This window comes from Bacteroides ihuae (genome assembly GCF_900104585.1).
GTDB classification, from domain to species: Bacteria; Bacteroidota; Bacteroidia; order Bacteroidales; family Bacteroidaceae; genus Bacteroides; species Bacteroides ihuae.
Window position 1 is genome coordinate 505646 of the sequence record NZ_FNVX01000004.1, and the last position, 16141, is coordinate 521786.

The 16141-nt window shown below is 39.0% G+C and carries 13 protein-coding genes and 1 riboswitch; of the genes, 9 read left to right on the forward strand and 4 right to left on the reverse strand.

What is annotated here, in order from left to right:
- Window positions 1–43 precede the first annotated feature (43 nt).
- From BQ5338_RS02845 to BQ5338_RS02870, 6 genes are all read left to right on the forward strand, one after another.
- Window positions 44–733: a response regulator transcription factor gene (locus tag BQ5338_RS02845; protein WP_071145294.1), complete on the forward strand. Its 690-nt coding sequence runs from the start codon at window positions 44–46 to the stop codon at window positions 731–733.
- Between the two features lie 18 nt (window positions 734–751).
- The gene (locus BQ5338_RS02850) at window positions 752–2521 is read left to right on the forward strand and encodes a sensor histidine kinase (RefSeq protein WP_071145295.1); all 1770 of its coding nucleotides are present in this window, start codon (window positions 752–754) and stop codon (window positions 2519–2521) included.
- 98 nt (window positions 2522–2619) lie between these two features.
- Complete coding sequence (locus BQ5338_RS02855) at window positions 2620–3564, forward strand: DUF5106 domain-containing protein (RefSeq protein WP_139265162.1); 945 nt, start codon at window positions 2620–2622, stop codon at window positions 3562–3564.
- Window positions 3565–3733: 169 nt separating this feature from the next.
- A riboswitch (cobalamin riboswitch) is annotated at window positions 3734–3934 on the forward strand.
- A gap of 68 nt (window positions 3935–4002) precedes the next feature.
- Window positions 4003–5997 carry a TonB-dependent receptor plug domain-containing protein gene (locus BQ5338_RS02860; protein WP_071145850.1) on the forward strand — a complete coding sequence of 665 codons (1995 nt, stop codon included), beginning with the start codon at window positions 4003–4005 and terminating at the stop codon, window positions 5995–5997.
- 2 nt (window positions 5998–5999) lie between these two features.
- Window positions 6000–7970, forward strand: a complete 1971-nt coding sequence (locus tag BQ5338_RS02865) for a YncE family protein (RefSeq protein WP_071145297.1) — start codon at window positions 6000–6002, stop codon at window positions 7968–7970.
- Between the two features lie 44 nt (window positions 7971–8014).
- Window positions 8015–8770, forward strand: a complete 756-nt coding sequence (locus tag BQ5338_RS02870; protein ID WP_071145298.1) for a DUF4465 domain-containing protein — start codon at window positions 8015–8017, stop codon at window positions 8768–8770.
- A gap of 357 nt (window positions 8771–9127) precedes the next feature.
- Here BQ5338_RS02870 and BQ5338_RS02875 read toward each other — a convergent pair whose 3' ends face one another.
- The 4 genes from BQ5338_RS02875 to mutY all read right to left on the reverse strand — a co-directional run bounded on the left by BQ5338_RS02875 (window position 9128) and on the right by mutY (window position 12883).
- A complete protein-coding gene (locus BQ5338_RS02875) occupies window positions 9128–9757 on the reverse strand; it encodes a 4'-phosphopantetheinyl transferase family protein (protein ID WP_071145299.1) in 630 nt (209 codons plus the stop codon).
- 89 nt (window positions 9758–9846) lie between these two features.
- A complete protein-coding gene (gene gldE, locus BQ5338_RS02880) occupies window positions 9847–11172 on the reverse strand; it encodes a gliding motility-associated protein GldE (RefSeq protein WP_071145300.1) in 1326 nt (441 codons plus the stop codon).
- Window positions 11173–11290: 118 nt separating this feature from the next.
- Window positions 11291–11734: a single-stranded DNA-binding protein gene (locus BQ5338_RS02885; protein WP_071145301.1), complete on the reverse strand. Its 444-nt coding sequence runs from the start codon at window positions 11732–11734 to the stop codon at window positions 11291–11293.
- A gap of 105 nt (window positions 11735–11839) precedes the next feature.
- Entirely contained in the window at window positions 11840–12883 is a 1044-nt protein-coding gene (mutY, locus tag BQ5338_RS02890; protein WP_071145302.1) for an A/G-specific adenine glycosylase, read from the reverse strand.
- A 189-nt stretch (window positions 12884–13072) separates the two neighbouring features.
- On the opposite strand from mutY, the gene BQ5338_RS02895 reads away from it, so the two are divergent.
- From BQ5338_RS02895 to BQ5338_RS02905, 3 genes are all read left to right on the forward strand, one after another.
- Entirely contained in the window at window positions 13073–13366 is a 294-nt protein-coding gene (locus BQ5338_RS02895; protein WP_262483076.1) for an HU family DNA-binding protein, read from the forward strand.
- Between the two features lie 275 nt (window positions 13367–13641).
- A complete protein-coding gene (locus BQ5338_RS02900; RefSeq protein WP_071145304.1) occupies window positions 13642–15216 on the forward strand; it encodes an Rne/Rng family ribonuclease in 1575 nt (524 codons plus the stop codon).
- Between the two features lie 168 nt (window positions 15217–15384).
- Window positions 15385–16140 (forward strand): lysophospholipid acyltransferase family protein, encoded by a 756-nt coding sequence (locus BQ5338_RS02905; RefSeq protein ID WP_071145305.1) that lies wholly within the window; start codon window positions 15385–15387, stop codon window positions 16138–16140.
- Window position 16141 lies beyond the last annotated feature (1 nt).

Sequence of the window (16141 nt, forward strand, 5' to 3'; positions counted from 1 at the left end):
AGTAAATGATCTGCACAGTTTTAACTACAAAAAACAAAAACCTATGAATGATTATCGTATTTTAGTTGTGGATGATGAAGAAGATCTTTGTGAAATACTCAAGTTTAATCTCGAAAATGAAGGCTATGAAGTTGATACAGCCAATTCTGCAGAAGAAGCCCTAAAAAAAGATATAAGTAGCTATGATCTGCTACTACTAGATGTGATGATGGGAGAAATATCTGGTTTCAAAATGGCTAATGTGCTGAAAAAAGACAAAAAGACAGCAAATGTGCCCATCATATTTATAACAGCTAAGGATACAGAGAACGATACAGTTACGGGGTTCAACATCGGAGCAGACGATTATATTTCTAAGCCTTTCTCATTAAGAGAGGTTATTGCCCGGGTAAAAGCTGTGCTCAAGCGCACTGCAACAGTAGAAACAGAGAAAATACCCGAACGCATTACCTACCAATCACTAATCATTGATATCACCAAAAAGAAAGTAAGCATTGATGAAAAAGAGATTTCTCTAACCAAAAAGGAATTTGAAATTCTATTTCTTCTTCTTCAAAATAAAGGCCGTGTCTTTTCACGTGAAGATATTTTAAGTCGTATATGGAGTGACGAAGTTTATGTACTCGATCGCACTATTGACGTAAACATCACTCGCTTGCGTAAGAAGATAGGCGTATACGGCAAACGAATCGTCACTCGTTTAGGATATGGTTACTGCTTCGAAACAGAATAGTCGGCAAACTCGTAAATCATGAAAAAAGACAAGCATATTTTTTCCTTCAATCGGAAGTTATTTCTTTCGGTCATTTCCTTATTTCTAGTATTTGTAGCCTCCTTTTTGGCCTATCAATATCAACGCGAGAAAGAGTATAAAATAGAGCTACTACATTCTAAACTTCAAGACTATAATGACCGCCTATATGAAGAATTGAGCAATAGCACGAACATAGAGGAGGGATTGGATCGTTATATCCATCAATATATGCTTAAAGATCTACGAGTAACTGTCATAAAGCCGAATGGGATTGTTGTTTATGATAGCTTTGAAAAAGACAAAAAAAAACTCAGAAACCACAGCAGCCGCAAAGAAATACAAGAAGCTATGCAAAGCGGCAACGGATATGATGTACGACGTACCTCAGAAACAACAGGGGTTTCTTATTTCTATTCAGCTACAAGTTACCCCGATTATGTCGTCCGAACGGCATTACCCTATAACGTAAGTCTACTTGAGAGCTTAAAGGCCGACCCGCACTATCTATGGTTTACTGCCATAGCTACACTCTTACTTATTTTTGTCTTTTACAAATTCACCCATAAATTGGGAACTTCCATTAATCAACTTAGAGAGTTTGCCATGCGTGCCGACAGAAATGAGCCGATAGAAATGGAGCTACAATCGAATACATCACAAAATGAATTAGGTGAGATTTCACAACATATTATTCAAATATACAAACGATTGCACGAAACAAAAGAGGCTCTTTACATCGAACGAGAAAAACTTATCACCCACCTACAAATATCGCACGAAGGATTAGGCATCTTCACCAACGACAAGAAAGAGATATTGGTCAACAATTTGTTTACGCAGTATAGCAACCTGCTATCAGACTCCAATCTGCTCACATCTGAAGATGTTTTTACGATCAGTGAATTGCAGACTATTACTGACTTTATAAACAAAGCCCAGAAGAGACCAATACAAAAAGAAGGAAAGAGGATGTCTATCACTCTCAACAAGAATGGACGCACATTCATTGTAGAATGTATCATCTTTCAGGATATGAGTTTTGAAATATCCATCAATGATGTAACGATGGAAGAAGAACAAGTGAGGCTAAAAAGGCAACTCACACAAAACATTGCACATGAATTAAAAACTCCGGTTAGTAGCATTCAAGGGTATTTGGAAACAATCGTAAACAACGACAATATACCAAAAGAGAAAATGGATGTTTTCTTAGAGCGCTGTTACGCACAAAGCAATCGCCTGAGCAGATTATTGAGAGATATCTCTGTACTCACACGTATGGATGAGGTTGCCAATATGATTGATATGGAGAAAGTAGACATTAGTATGCTGGTGACTAACATTGTTAATGAAGTGTCATTGGAACTGGAAGAAAAGCATATTACGGTGATCAATTCACTGCGCAAAGAGATGCAAATACGTGGAAACTACTCTCTATTATACTCTATCTTCCGCAATTTGACGGATAATGCTATCGCATACGCAGGAAGTAACATTCAGATTCATATCAACTGCTTCCGCGAAGACGATGTTTTTTATTATTTCAGCTTTGCCGACACAGGTGTTGGAGTGGCTCCCGAACACTTGAACAGACTTTTCGAACGATTCTATAGGATAGACAAAGGACGTTCCCGCAAGCTAGGGGGAACAGGATTGGGACTAGCCATTGTTAAAAATGCAGTAATCATTCACGGAGGAAGTATCTCTGCAAAAAACAATCAGGGAGGTGGTTTGGAGTTTGTATTCACACTCGCAAAAGAGAAGTAAAAACTGCTCTTTTTAGCTAAAAACAAAAGCATATTTCTAGTAGAGGCACTTGTCATTGAATCTTTTTAAGTAAATTTGCCGCAAACTATTGCAACATTATGATGACAAGTATGAAATATATATTTCTATTCGCATTGATCTGCTTATGCTCTTGCAAAAACGGAAAAGTTTCGGGACAAGAATCGACAAAAGACAGCTTGAATACAAAAGCAGCGTTTACTTTGCCAACCATACCGGCCATGCTTACTACACCAGAACAGCGCTCCAATTACTTGGTGAAGCACTATTGGGACAATTTCGATTTTACTGATACAAGCTATATTCATCGTCCTGAAATAACAGAGCAAGCATGGGTCGATTATATTGATTTACTCAAATATGTAACACTTCCTACTACACAAAGCTCTGTAAAAGAGCTCATGATTAAGGCAGGCTCCAAAGAAAAGAAGGTCTTTATGTACTTTACCGAACTAGCAGATAAGTATTTTTATGATCCTAATTCTCCTATGCGTAATGAAGAATTCTACATTCCGGTTCTCGAAACCATGATAGCAACTCCCATACTAAGCAAAGCAGAAAAAATACGCCCGCAAGCCCGCTTAGAACTTGCACATAAGAATCGCATCGGAACTCCGGCAATCAATTTTACATACACTCTTTTATCAGGTGCCAGAGGAACACTCCATGGACTTTCGGCAGAATACACATTGCTATTCTTCAACAACCCCGGTTGCCATGCTTGCGAAGAGAATATAAAAGGTATCAAAGGTTCTTCCATCATCAATCAATTGATAGCGGAGAAAAGATTGAAACTATTGGCTGTATATCCGGACGAAGAATTAGACGAATGGAAAAGGCATCTAAAGGAATTCCCACAAGAGTGGATAAATGGATACGATCGGTCTGCCACCATCAAGACAAAAAACATCTATGATCTGAAAGCCATTCCGACTCTCTACCTACTTGATAAGGGGAAGAAAGTACTGCTCAAGGATGCTAATCTACCGGATATTGAAACTTATCTTCAAAAAGAAATAAATTAAGCTGTTAAGTTTTCAAACTCAACAACCGAAACTGTCACTTCTTATAGAAAGCTTGGAGAAGGCATCGAAAAAACAATATCAGGTAAAAACGATTCATACAAAGCCTCATCGATAGAAAATTATACTTCTCATTTCACAAAGAAAAGTGGCAACAAACTCCAATATTCTTTTTATCTTTGCAGCGCATAGGTTCGCTAACTCTATATACAGGGTAGCGATTAAAAGGGAATCAGGTGTAAATCCTGAACAGTCCCGCTGCTGTAAGTTTCACTAAATGTTTTAAGCAACAACCATTAGCCACTGGGCAAACCCGGGAAGGCGCTTATAAACAGAAACGAGTCAGAAGACCTGCCGTGCTTATTAATCACTGCTTTCGAGGAAAGAGCAAAGAATCTTATGAGCAATTTTAAAAGGCTAACAGTCATCAAACATTGGGTTATGATGAGCATTATCGCTCTTCAATCACTTTCTCTTTTTGCACAGCAGCAAAAGGCTGATACTACACGTGCTTATAGTATTCCGGAAGTAACCATATCGGAACGCTTTCATACCAGAGAAGTACGATCTGCGATGCCTTTGCAGGTGCTGACCCATGCAGAACTCAAAGGGCTGAATGTATTGCAAGTATCGGATGCAGTGAAGCATTTTGCGGGTGTTACGGTGAAAGACTACGGTGGTATTGGAGGCTTGAAAACTGTGTCGCTACGTAGTCTTGGGGCGGAACATACAGCAGTGGGTTACGATGGTATTGCCGTAAGCGATTGCCAGACAGGGCAGATTGACATCAGTCGTTTTTCACTCGACAACATTGACCTTTTATCACTCAGCAACGGACAAACCGATAACATCTTTCAACCAGCACGTTTTTTCGCTTCGGCAGGCATACTGAACATACAAACCCTAACACCTCAATTCAAAAAAGATAAGAGCACAAATACTACTGCCTCATTCAAAACGGGATCATGGGGATTAGTAAATCCATCCTTTCGCATCGAGCAGAAGATGGGAAAACAATGGGCGGCATCATTCAATAGTGAATGGATGTCGGCTGACGGCCACTACCCATACACTCAACATTATGGGAATGCGAATGACAGTACATCGGCCGAAAAACGGAAAAACACGGAGGTAAAAACCTTCCGTGCTGAGACCGAACTATTCGGAAACTTCTCTAGCACGGAGCAGTGGAGGTTAAAAGCGTACTATTACCAATCTTCAAGAGGATTGCCGGGAGCAACGACTCTTTACTATGACTATGCTTCGCAACACTTATGGGATAAAAATGCCTTCGTACAAAGCCGTTATAAAAAAGAATTAAACGAGCAATGGGCGCTGCAGACTTCCGCTAAATGGAACTGGAGTTATCAAAGATACTTAGATCCGGACTATAAAGGTTCGACCGGTAAAACAGAAAACAGCTATTACCAACAGGAGTATTATGCCTCAGCTTCCGTACTTTATCGAATGCTTCAGAATTTATCTTTCTCTCTCTCTACTGACGGTAGTATAAATACGTTGAATGCCAATTTAAATAACTTTGCTCAACCAACGCGTTACTCATGGCTCACAGTTGTAGCCGGCAAATATGTCAATGAATGGCTTACTGCTTCAGCGTCATTACTGGCTACTGCGGTAAACGAGCAAACCAAGACAGGCGCAAGCGGAGATAATCACCGGAAATTGAATCCTGACATTAGTGCTTCCATCAAACCCTTTATCAACGAAGAGTTTCGCATCCGTATGTTCTATAAGAACATTTTCCGTCTACCTAGTTTCAACGATTTATATTACGGAGAGACCGGAAATAAAGATCTTCTTCCCGAAAAAACGACCCAGTATAATATTGGGATAACTTATAGCAAAGAAGTCAACACATTCCTCTCCTATTTTTCGACTACAATAGATGCCTATTATAATAAGGTATCGAACAAGATCATTGCAACACCTACAAAGAACATATTTGTGTGGAGCATGGTCAATCTGGGGAAGGTTGATATCAAAGGGATAGATGCCACTGCGCGCGTTAACCTGCAACCCTGGGAGAAGATTGGACTCAACTTTTCGGGCAGCTACACCTACCTGCGTGCACTGGATGTAACAGAACCGAGTGGAAAGACTTATAAAAATCAAATCGCCTATACGCCACGTACATCAGGATCAGGACAGGCAAGCATTGAAACGCCATGGATTAATCTATCGTACTCTTTTCTTTTCTCAGGCAAACGTTATGTACTGGGGCAAAACCTGACTGAAAATAGATTAGAAGGATATAGTGACCATAGCGTATCAGCAAGTCGCGAGTTCAAAATAAGAGGAATCAACACTTTGCTGAGTTTAGAGGTGTTGAACCTTGCAAATAAGAATTATGAAATAGTGAGAAACTTCCCCATGCCGGGGCGTTCGGCACGCATAACAATCAAAATGGTTTACTAAGAATGAAAAGATATACATATATACTTTGGATACTATTATTCGCCACAGTGCTACACGCCTGTGACGACCTGACAGACAAAGAGAGTTCAAGTACCGGTGGTTCCACTGTCAACCCCGAATCGGGCACAGCAGAACTTTATGTTTTAAGTGAGGGCTTATTCAATCTAAACAACAGTACACTCATGCGCTATTCTTTCAATAGCAGCACAATGGTGAAAGACTATTTCCGCCGGATAAACCAACGAGGATTGGGCGATACAGCCAATGACATGAATATCTACGGTTCAAAAATCTACATCGTGGTTAATGTATCAAGCGAGGTAGAAGTCATCGATTTAAATACGGGAACTGCTCTAAAACAAATACCACTGCTTACAGAGAACGGAAGTTCAAGACAACCTCGCTACATCACCTTCAATGAAGGTAAGGCCTATGTCTGTTCATTTGATGGCACGGTGGCCCGTATCGACACCACTTCGTTGGCGATAGAAGCGTATGCCCAAGTCGGAAGAAACCCCGATGGCATCTGCGTGCAGAACAATAAATTATATGTATCTAACTCAGGTGGGCTGGACAATCCCAATTATGACAATACCGTTTCTGTGATAGATCTCAACACTTTCACCGAAACAAAGAAGATAGCAGTGGGTAGCAACCCGGGAAAGATTTTGCCCGATAAATATGGTGATGTGTACGTGGTAACTCGAGGTAATATGGAAGAGGGCGATTATCACTTCGTACAGATAAACAGCCAAACAGATCAGGTCACAAAAACATTTGATTATGCTGTACTTAACTTTGCCATCAATGATGATTACGCTTACCTGTACAACTATGATTATGCATCAGGAAAATCATGGATCAAAGTCTTCAATGTAGCAACGGAAACGATGGAGCGTGATAATTTCATTACCGATGGAACGACACTGACCACTCCTTATGGCATTAATATAAATCCGTATAATGGCAATGTCTATGTAACCGATGCATACGATTATAAAGTAACAGGCGATGTACTCTGTTTCAATCCACAAGGGCAATTACAATTCCGTCTCAGCAATGTAGGACTAAACCCCAACACCGTAGCGTTTAGCGACAAGGCATCACAAAGCGTAATTGATAATACGAACAACAACGAAACCTCACTGGCTTTCGCCAATAAAGTATGGGAATATATCCCTGCACCATGCCAGTACATGAACACGAGTACCACAGCTTATAAAGAAGGATATAGCAAAACGCAGGTATTAGAATACGCAACAAAACTGCTGAAAGATCAATCCCTTCTAAGCTTGGGTGGTTTTGGAGGAAGTATTACGCTCGGGTTTGGTCACACAATCCGCAATGTATCCGGAGAATATGATTTCAAAATTTACGGCAATGCGTATTACGACATGTATGGCACTGCTACCGGCAAACCGGGAGGGAGTTCCGAACCAGGCATCGTCCTCGTATCAAAAGACACAAATGGCAATGGCAAACCGGATGATGAATGGTATGAGCTGGCCGGTAGTGAATACCATTCTGATAAAGTAATTCGAAATTACCAAATTACCTACTATCGACCCGGTCCGCTAAGTGCGGATGTGAAGTGGAAAGATAATCAAGGAAAAGAGGGATATATACTCCGCAACACTTTCCACCAACAGGCATCCTACTACCCGGAATGGATGGGAGATGAAATCACTTTCAGTGGTACCCGTCTACCCGACAATGCAGTGAATGAAGGAACAGCCACAAGCCAACATTGGGTTTCCTACTGCTATGATTGGGGATATGCCGACAATCATCCCAACAACACCGAGTATAGTAAGTTTAAAATAGATTGGGCAGTGGACACCAATGGCAATCGAGTGCAACTAGACGGCATTGATTTCATCAAGATTTATTGTGCCGTAAACCAAGATTGCGGATGGATGGGCGAAGCCTCTACTGAGGTATCTACTGTAGAAGACTTACATTACAACAAATAATTTCTAAAACAAAAATTCAATAAAAAATAAATTAAAAACATCTTATGAAAAAGTTATTTCTTCCCCTTTTCTTTTTTCTATCTGTATTTGTCTTTTTTGCTTGTAGCGATGACAATGATGATTCGAGCATTAAGCTAAACTTCGAGAGCCGATTAACGAGTACTGAAAGTGAGTTTATCTCAGAAAGCACTTTACTTGATGGCTCTTATTATAGCGACAGCTTTCAGGATGAAGATAGCCTTGTTATCTTCAAGCATTATTATTCAGGAGCAATTCCTAACTACTATTTTGCAGGTTTTACATATATGAATAAAACTGATAATAAAACACCTTCAAGTCCAGCTCCTATTACCGGATCAGCAAAAAGTGGCAAAGTTTATCTAGCCGCATATACGAGTTCTTATACTCCTGCTCAGTTTACAATAAAGAACCCGGCTCTTTACAGCATACAAGGTTTATGGGTCACTAACAGCACATACGCGTATAATAGTATGACTGTGGGAGATAGTTATGCTAAAAAATTCACTAAGGGAAGTTGGTATAAATTAACAGCAACGGGATATGACAAAAATAACGCCGAAGTTGGTACCAGTGAAGTTTATTTAGCTAATTACACCAGCGACAATGATAAGCCTGTAAATAAATGGATCTGGTTTGATTTAAGTGATCTAAGTGAAGCTGTAAGATTTCAATTTGATTTAAGCTCTACTGATAATGGAAACTATGGCATGAATACAGCCGCCTATTTCTGCATGGATGATGTAACGCTAACACTAAAACTTCTTTCCTCTGTTATATAATTACAAAGAGGATCAGACTATAACGAGAGAAAAATAATTCTGAATAGTTTACACGAAAACAATCATACTAGATCACCGTGGTGAAGTAGTTAGTTAAGCACGCTGATCTAGTTAGTTCACCGCGCTGAACTAGTTAATTCAGCAGAACCCTATCAGAAGGCTTCTAGAGGTAGTTATAAATACGAACAAAAAGTCGATAAAGATTAAAGAGAAAGGGTAGATCTCATCTAAACGAATCAACCAATGATCAATAATCATGGAATTATTCAAAAAGACCTCGACGTTTTTTTAAAAGGCCTAAGTGTTTCCGAAAAACACTTAGGCCTTTTATTCATAATGAACTGTTACAAAACAATTCTACCCTACTTGCCAAGTAAGCACAAACTCCGGATGGAGAAGATAATGAATCAGAAACTCCTGCTGAATATCGCTACGGAACTCTTGCGCACGAAACTCACCGGAACATTCTGTTTGGAAAGGATAAATACGAAGATGCATTCTGAAGTCAACCTCTGTGATGTCCATGCACTTAAACATTACTTCCTTAGCCGACCAATGCAGAAGCAATGACCAGGTTTCCACACCCTTATAGAGTGAAATAGGTTCATCCTCACGCATATACTTATGTGCCACTTTGTGCACTCGCTCTCCGTATTGCTCAATATCAATACCAGTTGGAGCCTTAACACTAACAATGACAGCCACATAACCTCGAGTATGCGATATGCTGATAAAGTATGAGTGATCAGCCAGATAAGGCTTACCATTGGGATCATAACAGATTTCCTTTTCTTCACCCAGAAGGGTATAAAGCAAACTGCGAACAGAAAGCCACTCCAAACGGCGATGTGCAGAGGTAAAGCGAGCTAACACGCTTTCATACTTGGCGTGATGAGGGAACAACGTAAGAAGTTCATCAATAGATTCGTCAGTTTTCCAAACTCCCCATTGATAAGTATTTTCTTTATGTTGCATCAGCACTGCCATAGCGACAAGCCTATCAGGATGTAAAGAAGATAAGTAGTAAAAGCAGAATGGCAAACATACCCATAAACAAATGATATTTTTGCGTAATATTAAGGTTCATTGATCGAAAATTTAACTTTCAATATTCTGCGAGTATCCATAGCAAGTACCTCGAACTCGTAATTTAAAAAAGATACTTTTTCATGAAGTGCAGGAAACTCGCCTTTTATTTCGAGTAACAACCCAGCCAAGGTATCAGAGTCACCGGCAACTTTCACGAAATCATCTTCATTCGCACCAATGATCTTATAAAAGTCACTTAGTTGAGTCTTTGCTTCAAACACCCAGGTATGATCATTAAGGACGACATAAGTTTGTTCTTCATCATCATATTCATCATTTATTTCCCCCACTATCTCCTCAATAATATCTTCCATAGTCACAATGCCTGAATTTCCACCAAATTCATCGACCACAATAGCTATGTGAATCTTATTCGTCTGAAAGTCTCGCAATAAATCATCAATCATCTTTGTTTCGGGTACAAAATAGGCCGGACGCATAAGTGATTGCCAACGAAAATTATCTCCCTTATTGATGTGCGGTAGCAAGTCTTTAATATAAAGTATACCTTTTATGTTATCACGAGAGCCTGAATAAACTGGAATCCGTGAATAAGCATTTTCAACGATACATTGCAATACTTCTTTGAAGGTAACACGAATATCAAGGTCCATCACGTCAAGACGAGAAGTCATCACCTCCTTAGCCGTTTCTCCTCCAAAACGTATAATACCTTCAAGAATTCTATTCTCTTCAGAGATCTCTGCTTTATCTGTTAATTCTAAAGCATGAGATAGCTCATCTACGGATATATTGCGACTTTTGCGTACAAAGTATTTATTCAAAAAACCAGTGGAACTAACCAACACAGAGGCTATCGGATAAAACAACGTTCGAAGCATCCAGATACCTGGTGCAGCAAAACGACAAAAAGTTAATGTCTTCTGAGCAGAATAAATTTTTGGCATTATTTCGCCAAACAATAGCAATAAAAAGGTGAGAACAACAGTCAAGACCAGAAACTCTAGAAATGGTGTGCTAAATTCAAAGCTATCCATAAAGAAGAAGTTGCACAGCATGATGATAGTTACATTCACAAAATTGTTACTAATAAGAATCGTGGCTAACAATCGCTGTGAATGATCTAGCAAGTTACTGATTTTTTCGTCTGACGGATGGCTACGCTCTTCAATGCTGTGCAAATCAGAAGGCGATAGAGAAAAAAAAGCTATTTCAGAGGCTGAAGCAAATCCAGAAACAACTAATAGCAAACCGGCTAAGATCATAGCCACAATTGCAGACAAAGAAGGAGAGTGTACGGTTACACCGTTAAAGAAAGTTGCCAGTTGGCATAAATAAGCGTCCGGGTCCAAAGAATTTGGTTTTAGTTAAACAATAGATATTAGTCGAAGAAAGAAAAAAGAAGAACACCACCCTTGCATTGCACAAACACAACATTCCGGTTCAATTTCCGATCTCCAACTTTATATTTTAAAATGGCAAATCGTCTGCCGAATTATCTTGTACAGGAGTAGAAGCCGCTTGAGGCTGCTGTGTTTGCCCAGCCGAAGGAGTTGATTGCGGAGCATAAGTGCCCGCAGCTTTAGGAGTAAGCATTTCCATGTTATCAACAAAAATCTCGGTAACATAACGCTTTACACCTGCCTGGTCATCATAAGAACGAGTTCTTATTTTTCCTTCAATATAAAGTTTATCTCCTTTGTGAATGTATTTCTCGGCTGTTTCTGCCAGTCCGCGCCACAGAACGAGGTTATGCCATTCCGTTCTTTCAGGAACTTGAGTGCCATTGGCCAAAGTATATGCACGTTCAGAGGTTGCCAGAGGAAAGCTAGCTACAGCAATGCCTGTATCAAGATATCTCACTTCAGGATCTTTACCTACATTTCCTAACAAAATTATTTTATTTACTGACATAGTTTCTTTTTTTTAAGAGTTAATGGCTCGTTCAAACCATAATGATTACATTCCGCTGCCAAAATTAAACAGAATAACAACATCATGCAAGAATCAAACCAACTTTTAGAGATATTTCTCAAAGAAAATATGCACCAAGCGAGAAACAGCATATTTGCCTAGCTCCTCTTTCCTAACCTTCATGTATTTTGAACAGGATTGTGAACCATCCGGCAAAACCACTTCATAGAAATTCGCATAAATCACTCTGTGCGAAAGTACATGTTTCACATCCCGACAGACAAGTCGAATTACAGGGGATTCGCCAGAACAGAAAAGATCGCGCACTTGATCTAAAGCAAGAAAATCTTCTTCTGCAAACGAATGAGGAGTCTCTATCAAAGGCAATTCGAACAAATTTTTCCAAATATCATTATCTGTGCGTTTATTAATAAAGGTAAAGTCACCCATGCTCACATACAAATAATTAAAGTAGCGATTGGTTGTTTTCGTTTTATGCTGTTTTACCGGCAAAAGCTTGACTTGACCTTTTGATAAAGCAACACAACTATCGGATAACGGACAACGGGCACAATCCGGAGTAGAGGGAGTGCACTGAATAGCACCAAAATCCATTATTGCTTGGTTATAAAGAGCCGGACGTTTTTTATCCAGTAAATCTGCGGCAAAAGCAGCAAAAAGCTTCTTACCCTGAGTCGAATCAATAGGTACCTCAATGCCAAGATAGCGTGACAAGACCCGATAAACATTGCCATCTACTACTGCATAAGGCATATTATAAGCAAAAGAACAGATTGCCGCAGCCGTATATTCTCCCACTCCTTTTAAAGCAAGCACTTTGGTATAAGTGTTAGGAAAAATACCATTTATGCTTTTAGCAGCAGCATGCAGATTGCGAGCACGAGAATAATACCCTAATCCCTGCCAATATTTCAGAACTTCATCCTCATCAGCCTCAGCCAAGGCAATAACAGAAGGAAAACGTTCAATAAATCGAAGAAAATAATTATATCCTTGAGCCACCCTTGTTTGTTGCAATATTATTTCTGAGATCCAAATCTTATACGGATCCGTGATGTCTCTCCAAGGAAGGTCGCGCTTGTACATTTCGTACCAACTTATCAACCTATCACTAAATTGTCTATTCATATATTTCCTAAAAATAGTATAAATTATGAAATCCAAAAGTAGCTATTTATAGCCGCAAACAAATCATAAGTAACTAACAAACAGAGTTTTTTAGAAAAATGTTCTGCAGATATTTTTTTAGGAACCTAAAAACCTCTATATTTGCATTCCCAAAATCCGGAGAGAAGTTCACTACGGAATATAGTAATAATATTTTTTAAGAAAAAAATGACTAAGGCAGATATTGTAAGCGAGATCGCAAAGAATACCGGTATTGATAAAGTGACAGTGCTTATAACGGTGGAAGCATTTATGGAAGCGGTAAAAGATTCTTTGGTAAAAGAAGAGAATGTCTATCTTCGGGGATTTGGTAGTTTTGTTGTGAAAAAAAGAGCACAAAAAACAGCCCGTAATATCTCGAAAAATACTACGATCATCATTCCGGAACATAATATACCGGCATTCAGACCTGCAAAAGAATTATCGGTTGCAGTTAAAAAATAGCAATAATTAAGAGTATTAACCCAATAAAATGTAGAAGCTATGCCAAGCGGAAAAAAAAGAAAAAGACATAAAATGTCTACGCACAAGCGGAAAAAAAGACTAAGAAAGAACAGACATAAAACCAAGAAATGATTTTTTAGTCTGCTAAACAGAAATAAAGAACAAACTTGTGAAGCTAATGTCTTTCAAGTTTGTTCTTTGTTTAAAGACACTAACCATGAACAAATAATTAAATTAAACGTTCATTTTTAAATTAATAATATTAGGAAACAGTAGTGACAAGCGAACTAGTAGTAGACGTACAGCCCAAAGAAGTATCTATAGCCTTACTTGAAGATAAAAGTTTGGTGGAACTTCAAAGCGAAGGAAGAAATATTTCTTTCTCTGTGGGCAATATGTATTTAGGCCGCATTAAGAAATTAATGCCGGGACTAAATGCCTGCTTTGTAGATGTTGGTTACGAGAAAGATGCTTTCCTTCATTATTTAGACCTAGGACCTCAATTTAACTCACTCGAAAAGTACGTAAAGCAAACATTAAGCGACAAAAAAAAGCTTGCTCCAATTACTAAGGCAACCATGCTTCCCGATCTTGATAAAGATGGCACTATAGCCAATCTAGTAAAGGTAGGACAAGAAGTAGTGGTGCAAATTGTTAAGGAACCGATTTCAACTAAGGGGCCAAGACTTACCTCCGAGATTTCTTTCGCAGGAAGATATTTGGTATTAATACCTTTTAATGATAAGGTTTCTGTATCTCAAAAAATTAAATCGGGAGAAGAACGCGCCCGCCTCAAGCAGTTATTAATGAGCATAAAACCGAAAAATTTCGGAGTAATTGTTCGTACCGTAGCCGAAGGAAAGCGTGTTGCAGAACTCGATGGAGAGCTTAAAGTTTTGTTAAAACATTGGGAAGAAAGCATTACTAAAGTGCAAAAGGCAACCAAGTTTCCGACACTTATTTATGAGGAAACAAGCCGCGCTGTTGCTTTATTGCGAGATCTATTTAACCCTTCTTTCGAAAACATCTTCGTCAACAATGAAGCTGTATATAACGAAATAAGAGACTATGTAGCTCTAATCGCGCCTGAGCGTGAAAACCTTGTAAAACTATACAAGGGGCAACTTCCTCTTTACGACAATTTTGGTATTACCAAACAAATCAAATCGTCATTTGGCAAAACGATTTCTTACAAAAGCGGAGCCTATCTGATCATTGAACATACCGAGGCACTTCACGTTGTAGACGTGAACAGCGGTAATCGCACTAAGAATGCCAATGGACAGGAAGGAAACGCACTTGAAGTTAATCTGGGAGCAGCCGATGAGCTAGCTCGCCAATTGCGACTAAGAGATATGGGTGGTATTATCGTAATTGACTTCATTGACATGAATGAAGCCGAAAATCGTCAAAAGCTTTACGAACGGATGTGTGCCAACATGCAAAAGGACAGAGCAAGACACAATATCTTGCCTCTAAGTAAATTCGGGTTAATGCAGATTACCCGACAACGAGTTCGTCCGGCAATGGATGTTAATACTCTTGAAACCTGTCCCACTTGCTTTGGAAAAGGTACCATTAAATCCTCTATCCTCTTCACTGATACTTTAGAGAGTAAAATTGAATATTTGGTCTATAAATTGAAGATTAAGAAGTTCTCATTACACATCCACCCGTACATTGCTGCATACGTAAATCAGGGACTTGTGTCGCTGAAACGTAAATGGCAAATTAAGTATGGGCTCGGTATCAAAATTATTCCTAATCAGAAATTAGCTTTTCTGGAATATATATTTTATGATTCCAATGGAGAAGAAATTGATATGAAGGAAGAATTTGAAATTAAATAAAAAGAAGGCTGCCATTAAAAGAATGAGCAGCCTTCTTTTTTTACTTCCAAGCGCACAAAGTAAAAAAGAGACAGAAGTCGTTTTCCAAAGAAGTACAATCTTTTTTCTTTGCAGGTAATAAGAATAAACCGAGAATCATTTATATTTGTAAGTGAAAAATAAAAGAGCATGAGAATACTATACTACATTTATCAAATCTGTATTGCACTACCTATTTTAGTCATACTCACTATTATTACAGCACTAGTAACCACCATCGGTTCATTGTTAGGAGGCGCACATATCTGGGGATATTATCCCGGAAAAATCTGGTCACGACTTATTTGCATTTTCTTATTAATATCAGTGAAGGTTTATGGACGTGAAAATCTTCATAAACAGACTTCGTATGTATTTGTACCCAACCATCAAGGAGCTTTCGACATTTTTCTTATCTATGGATATTTAGGACGAAACTTTAAATGGATGATGAAAAAGAGCTTAAGGAAAATTCCGTTAGTTGGGAAAGCTTGCCAAAGCGCAGGACATATTTTCGTAGAGCGTTCAGGACCTAAAAGAGTATTGGGAAGCATTCATAAAGCCAAAAGTTCATTAATCAATGGCGTCTCTCTTGTAGTCTTTCCAGAAGGAGCACGCACCTTTACAGGCCATATGGGATATTTCAAGAAAGGTGCTTTTCAGTTGGCTGATGATTTACAGCTTCCCGTTGTACCGGTGACTATTGACGGTTCTTTTGAAATATTACCACGTACAGGAAAATGGATTCACCGCTACCGCATGATACTTACCATACATGAACCAATTCTACCAAAGAGCAAGGGTCTCGAAAACATCAGAGCAACCATGAATGAAGCTTACAAAGCTGTAGAAAGCGCTATGCCCGAAAAATATAAAGGAATGGTACGTAATGAAGATCAGGACTAAA

Excerpts from the sequence above, each read along its gene's own strand:
- BQ5338_RS02845 (WP_071145294.1), top strand. The coding sequence starts at position 44 with ATGAATGATTATCGTATTTTAGTTGTGGATGATGAAGAAGATCTTTGT.
- BQ5338_RS02850 (WP_071145295.1), top strand. The coding sequence starts at position 752 with ATGAAAAAAGACAAGCATATTTTTTCCTTCAATCGGAAGTTATTTCTT.
- BQ5338_RS02855 (WP_139265162.1), top strand. The coding sequence starts at position 2,620 with ATGATGACAAGTATGAAATATATATTTCTATTCGCATTGATCTGCTTA.
- BQ5338_RS02860 (WP_071145850.1), top strand. The coding sequence starts at position 4,003 with ATGATGAGCATTATCGCTCTTCAATCACTTTCTCTTTTTGCACAGCAG.
- BQ5338_RS02865 (WP_071145297.1), top strand. The coding sequence starts at position 6,000 with ATGAAAAGATATACATATATACTTTGGATACTATTATTCGCCACAGTG.
- BQ5338_RS02870 (WP_071145298.1), top strand. The coding sequence starts at position 8,015 with ATGAAAAAGTTATTTCTTCCCCTTTTCTTTTTTCTATCTGTATTTGTC.
- BQ5338_RS02875 (WP_071145299.1), bottom strand. The coding sequence starts at position 9,757 with ATGGCAGTGCTGATGCAACATAAAGAAAATACTTATCAATGGGGAGTT.
- BQ5338_RS02885 (WP_071145301.1), bottom strand. The coding sequence starts at position 11,734 with ATGTCAGTAAATAAAATAATTTTGTTAGGAAATGTAGGTAAAGATCCT.
- mutY (WP_071145302.1), bottom strand. The coding sequence starts at position 12,883 with ATGAATAGACAATTTAGTGATAGGTTGATAAGTTGGTACGAAATGTAC.
- BQ5338_RS02905 (WP_071145305.1), top strand. The coding sequence starts at position 15,385 with ATGAGAATACTATACTACATTTATCAAATCTGTATTGCACTACCTATT.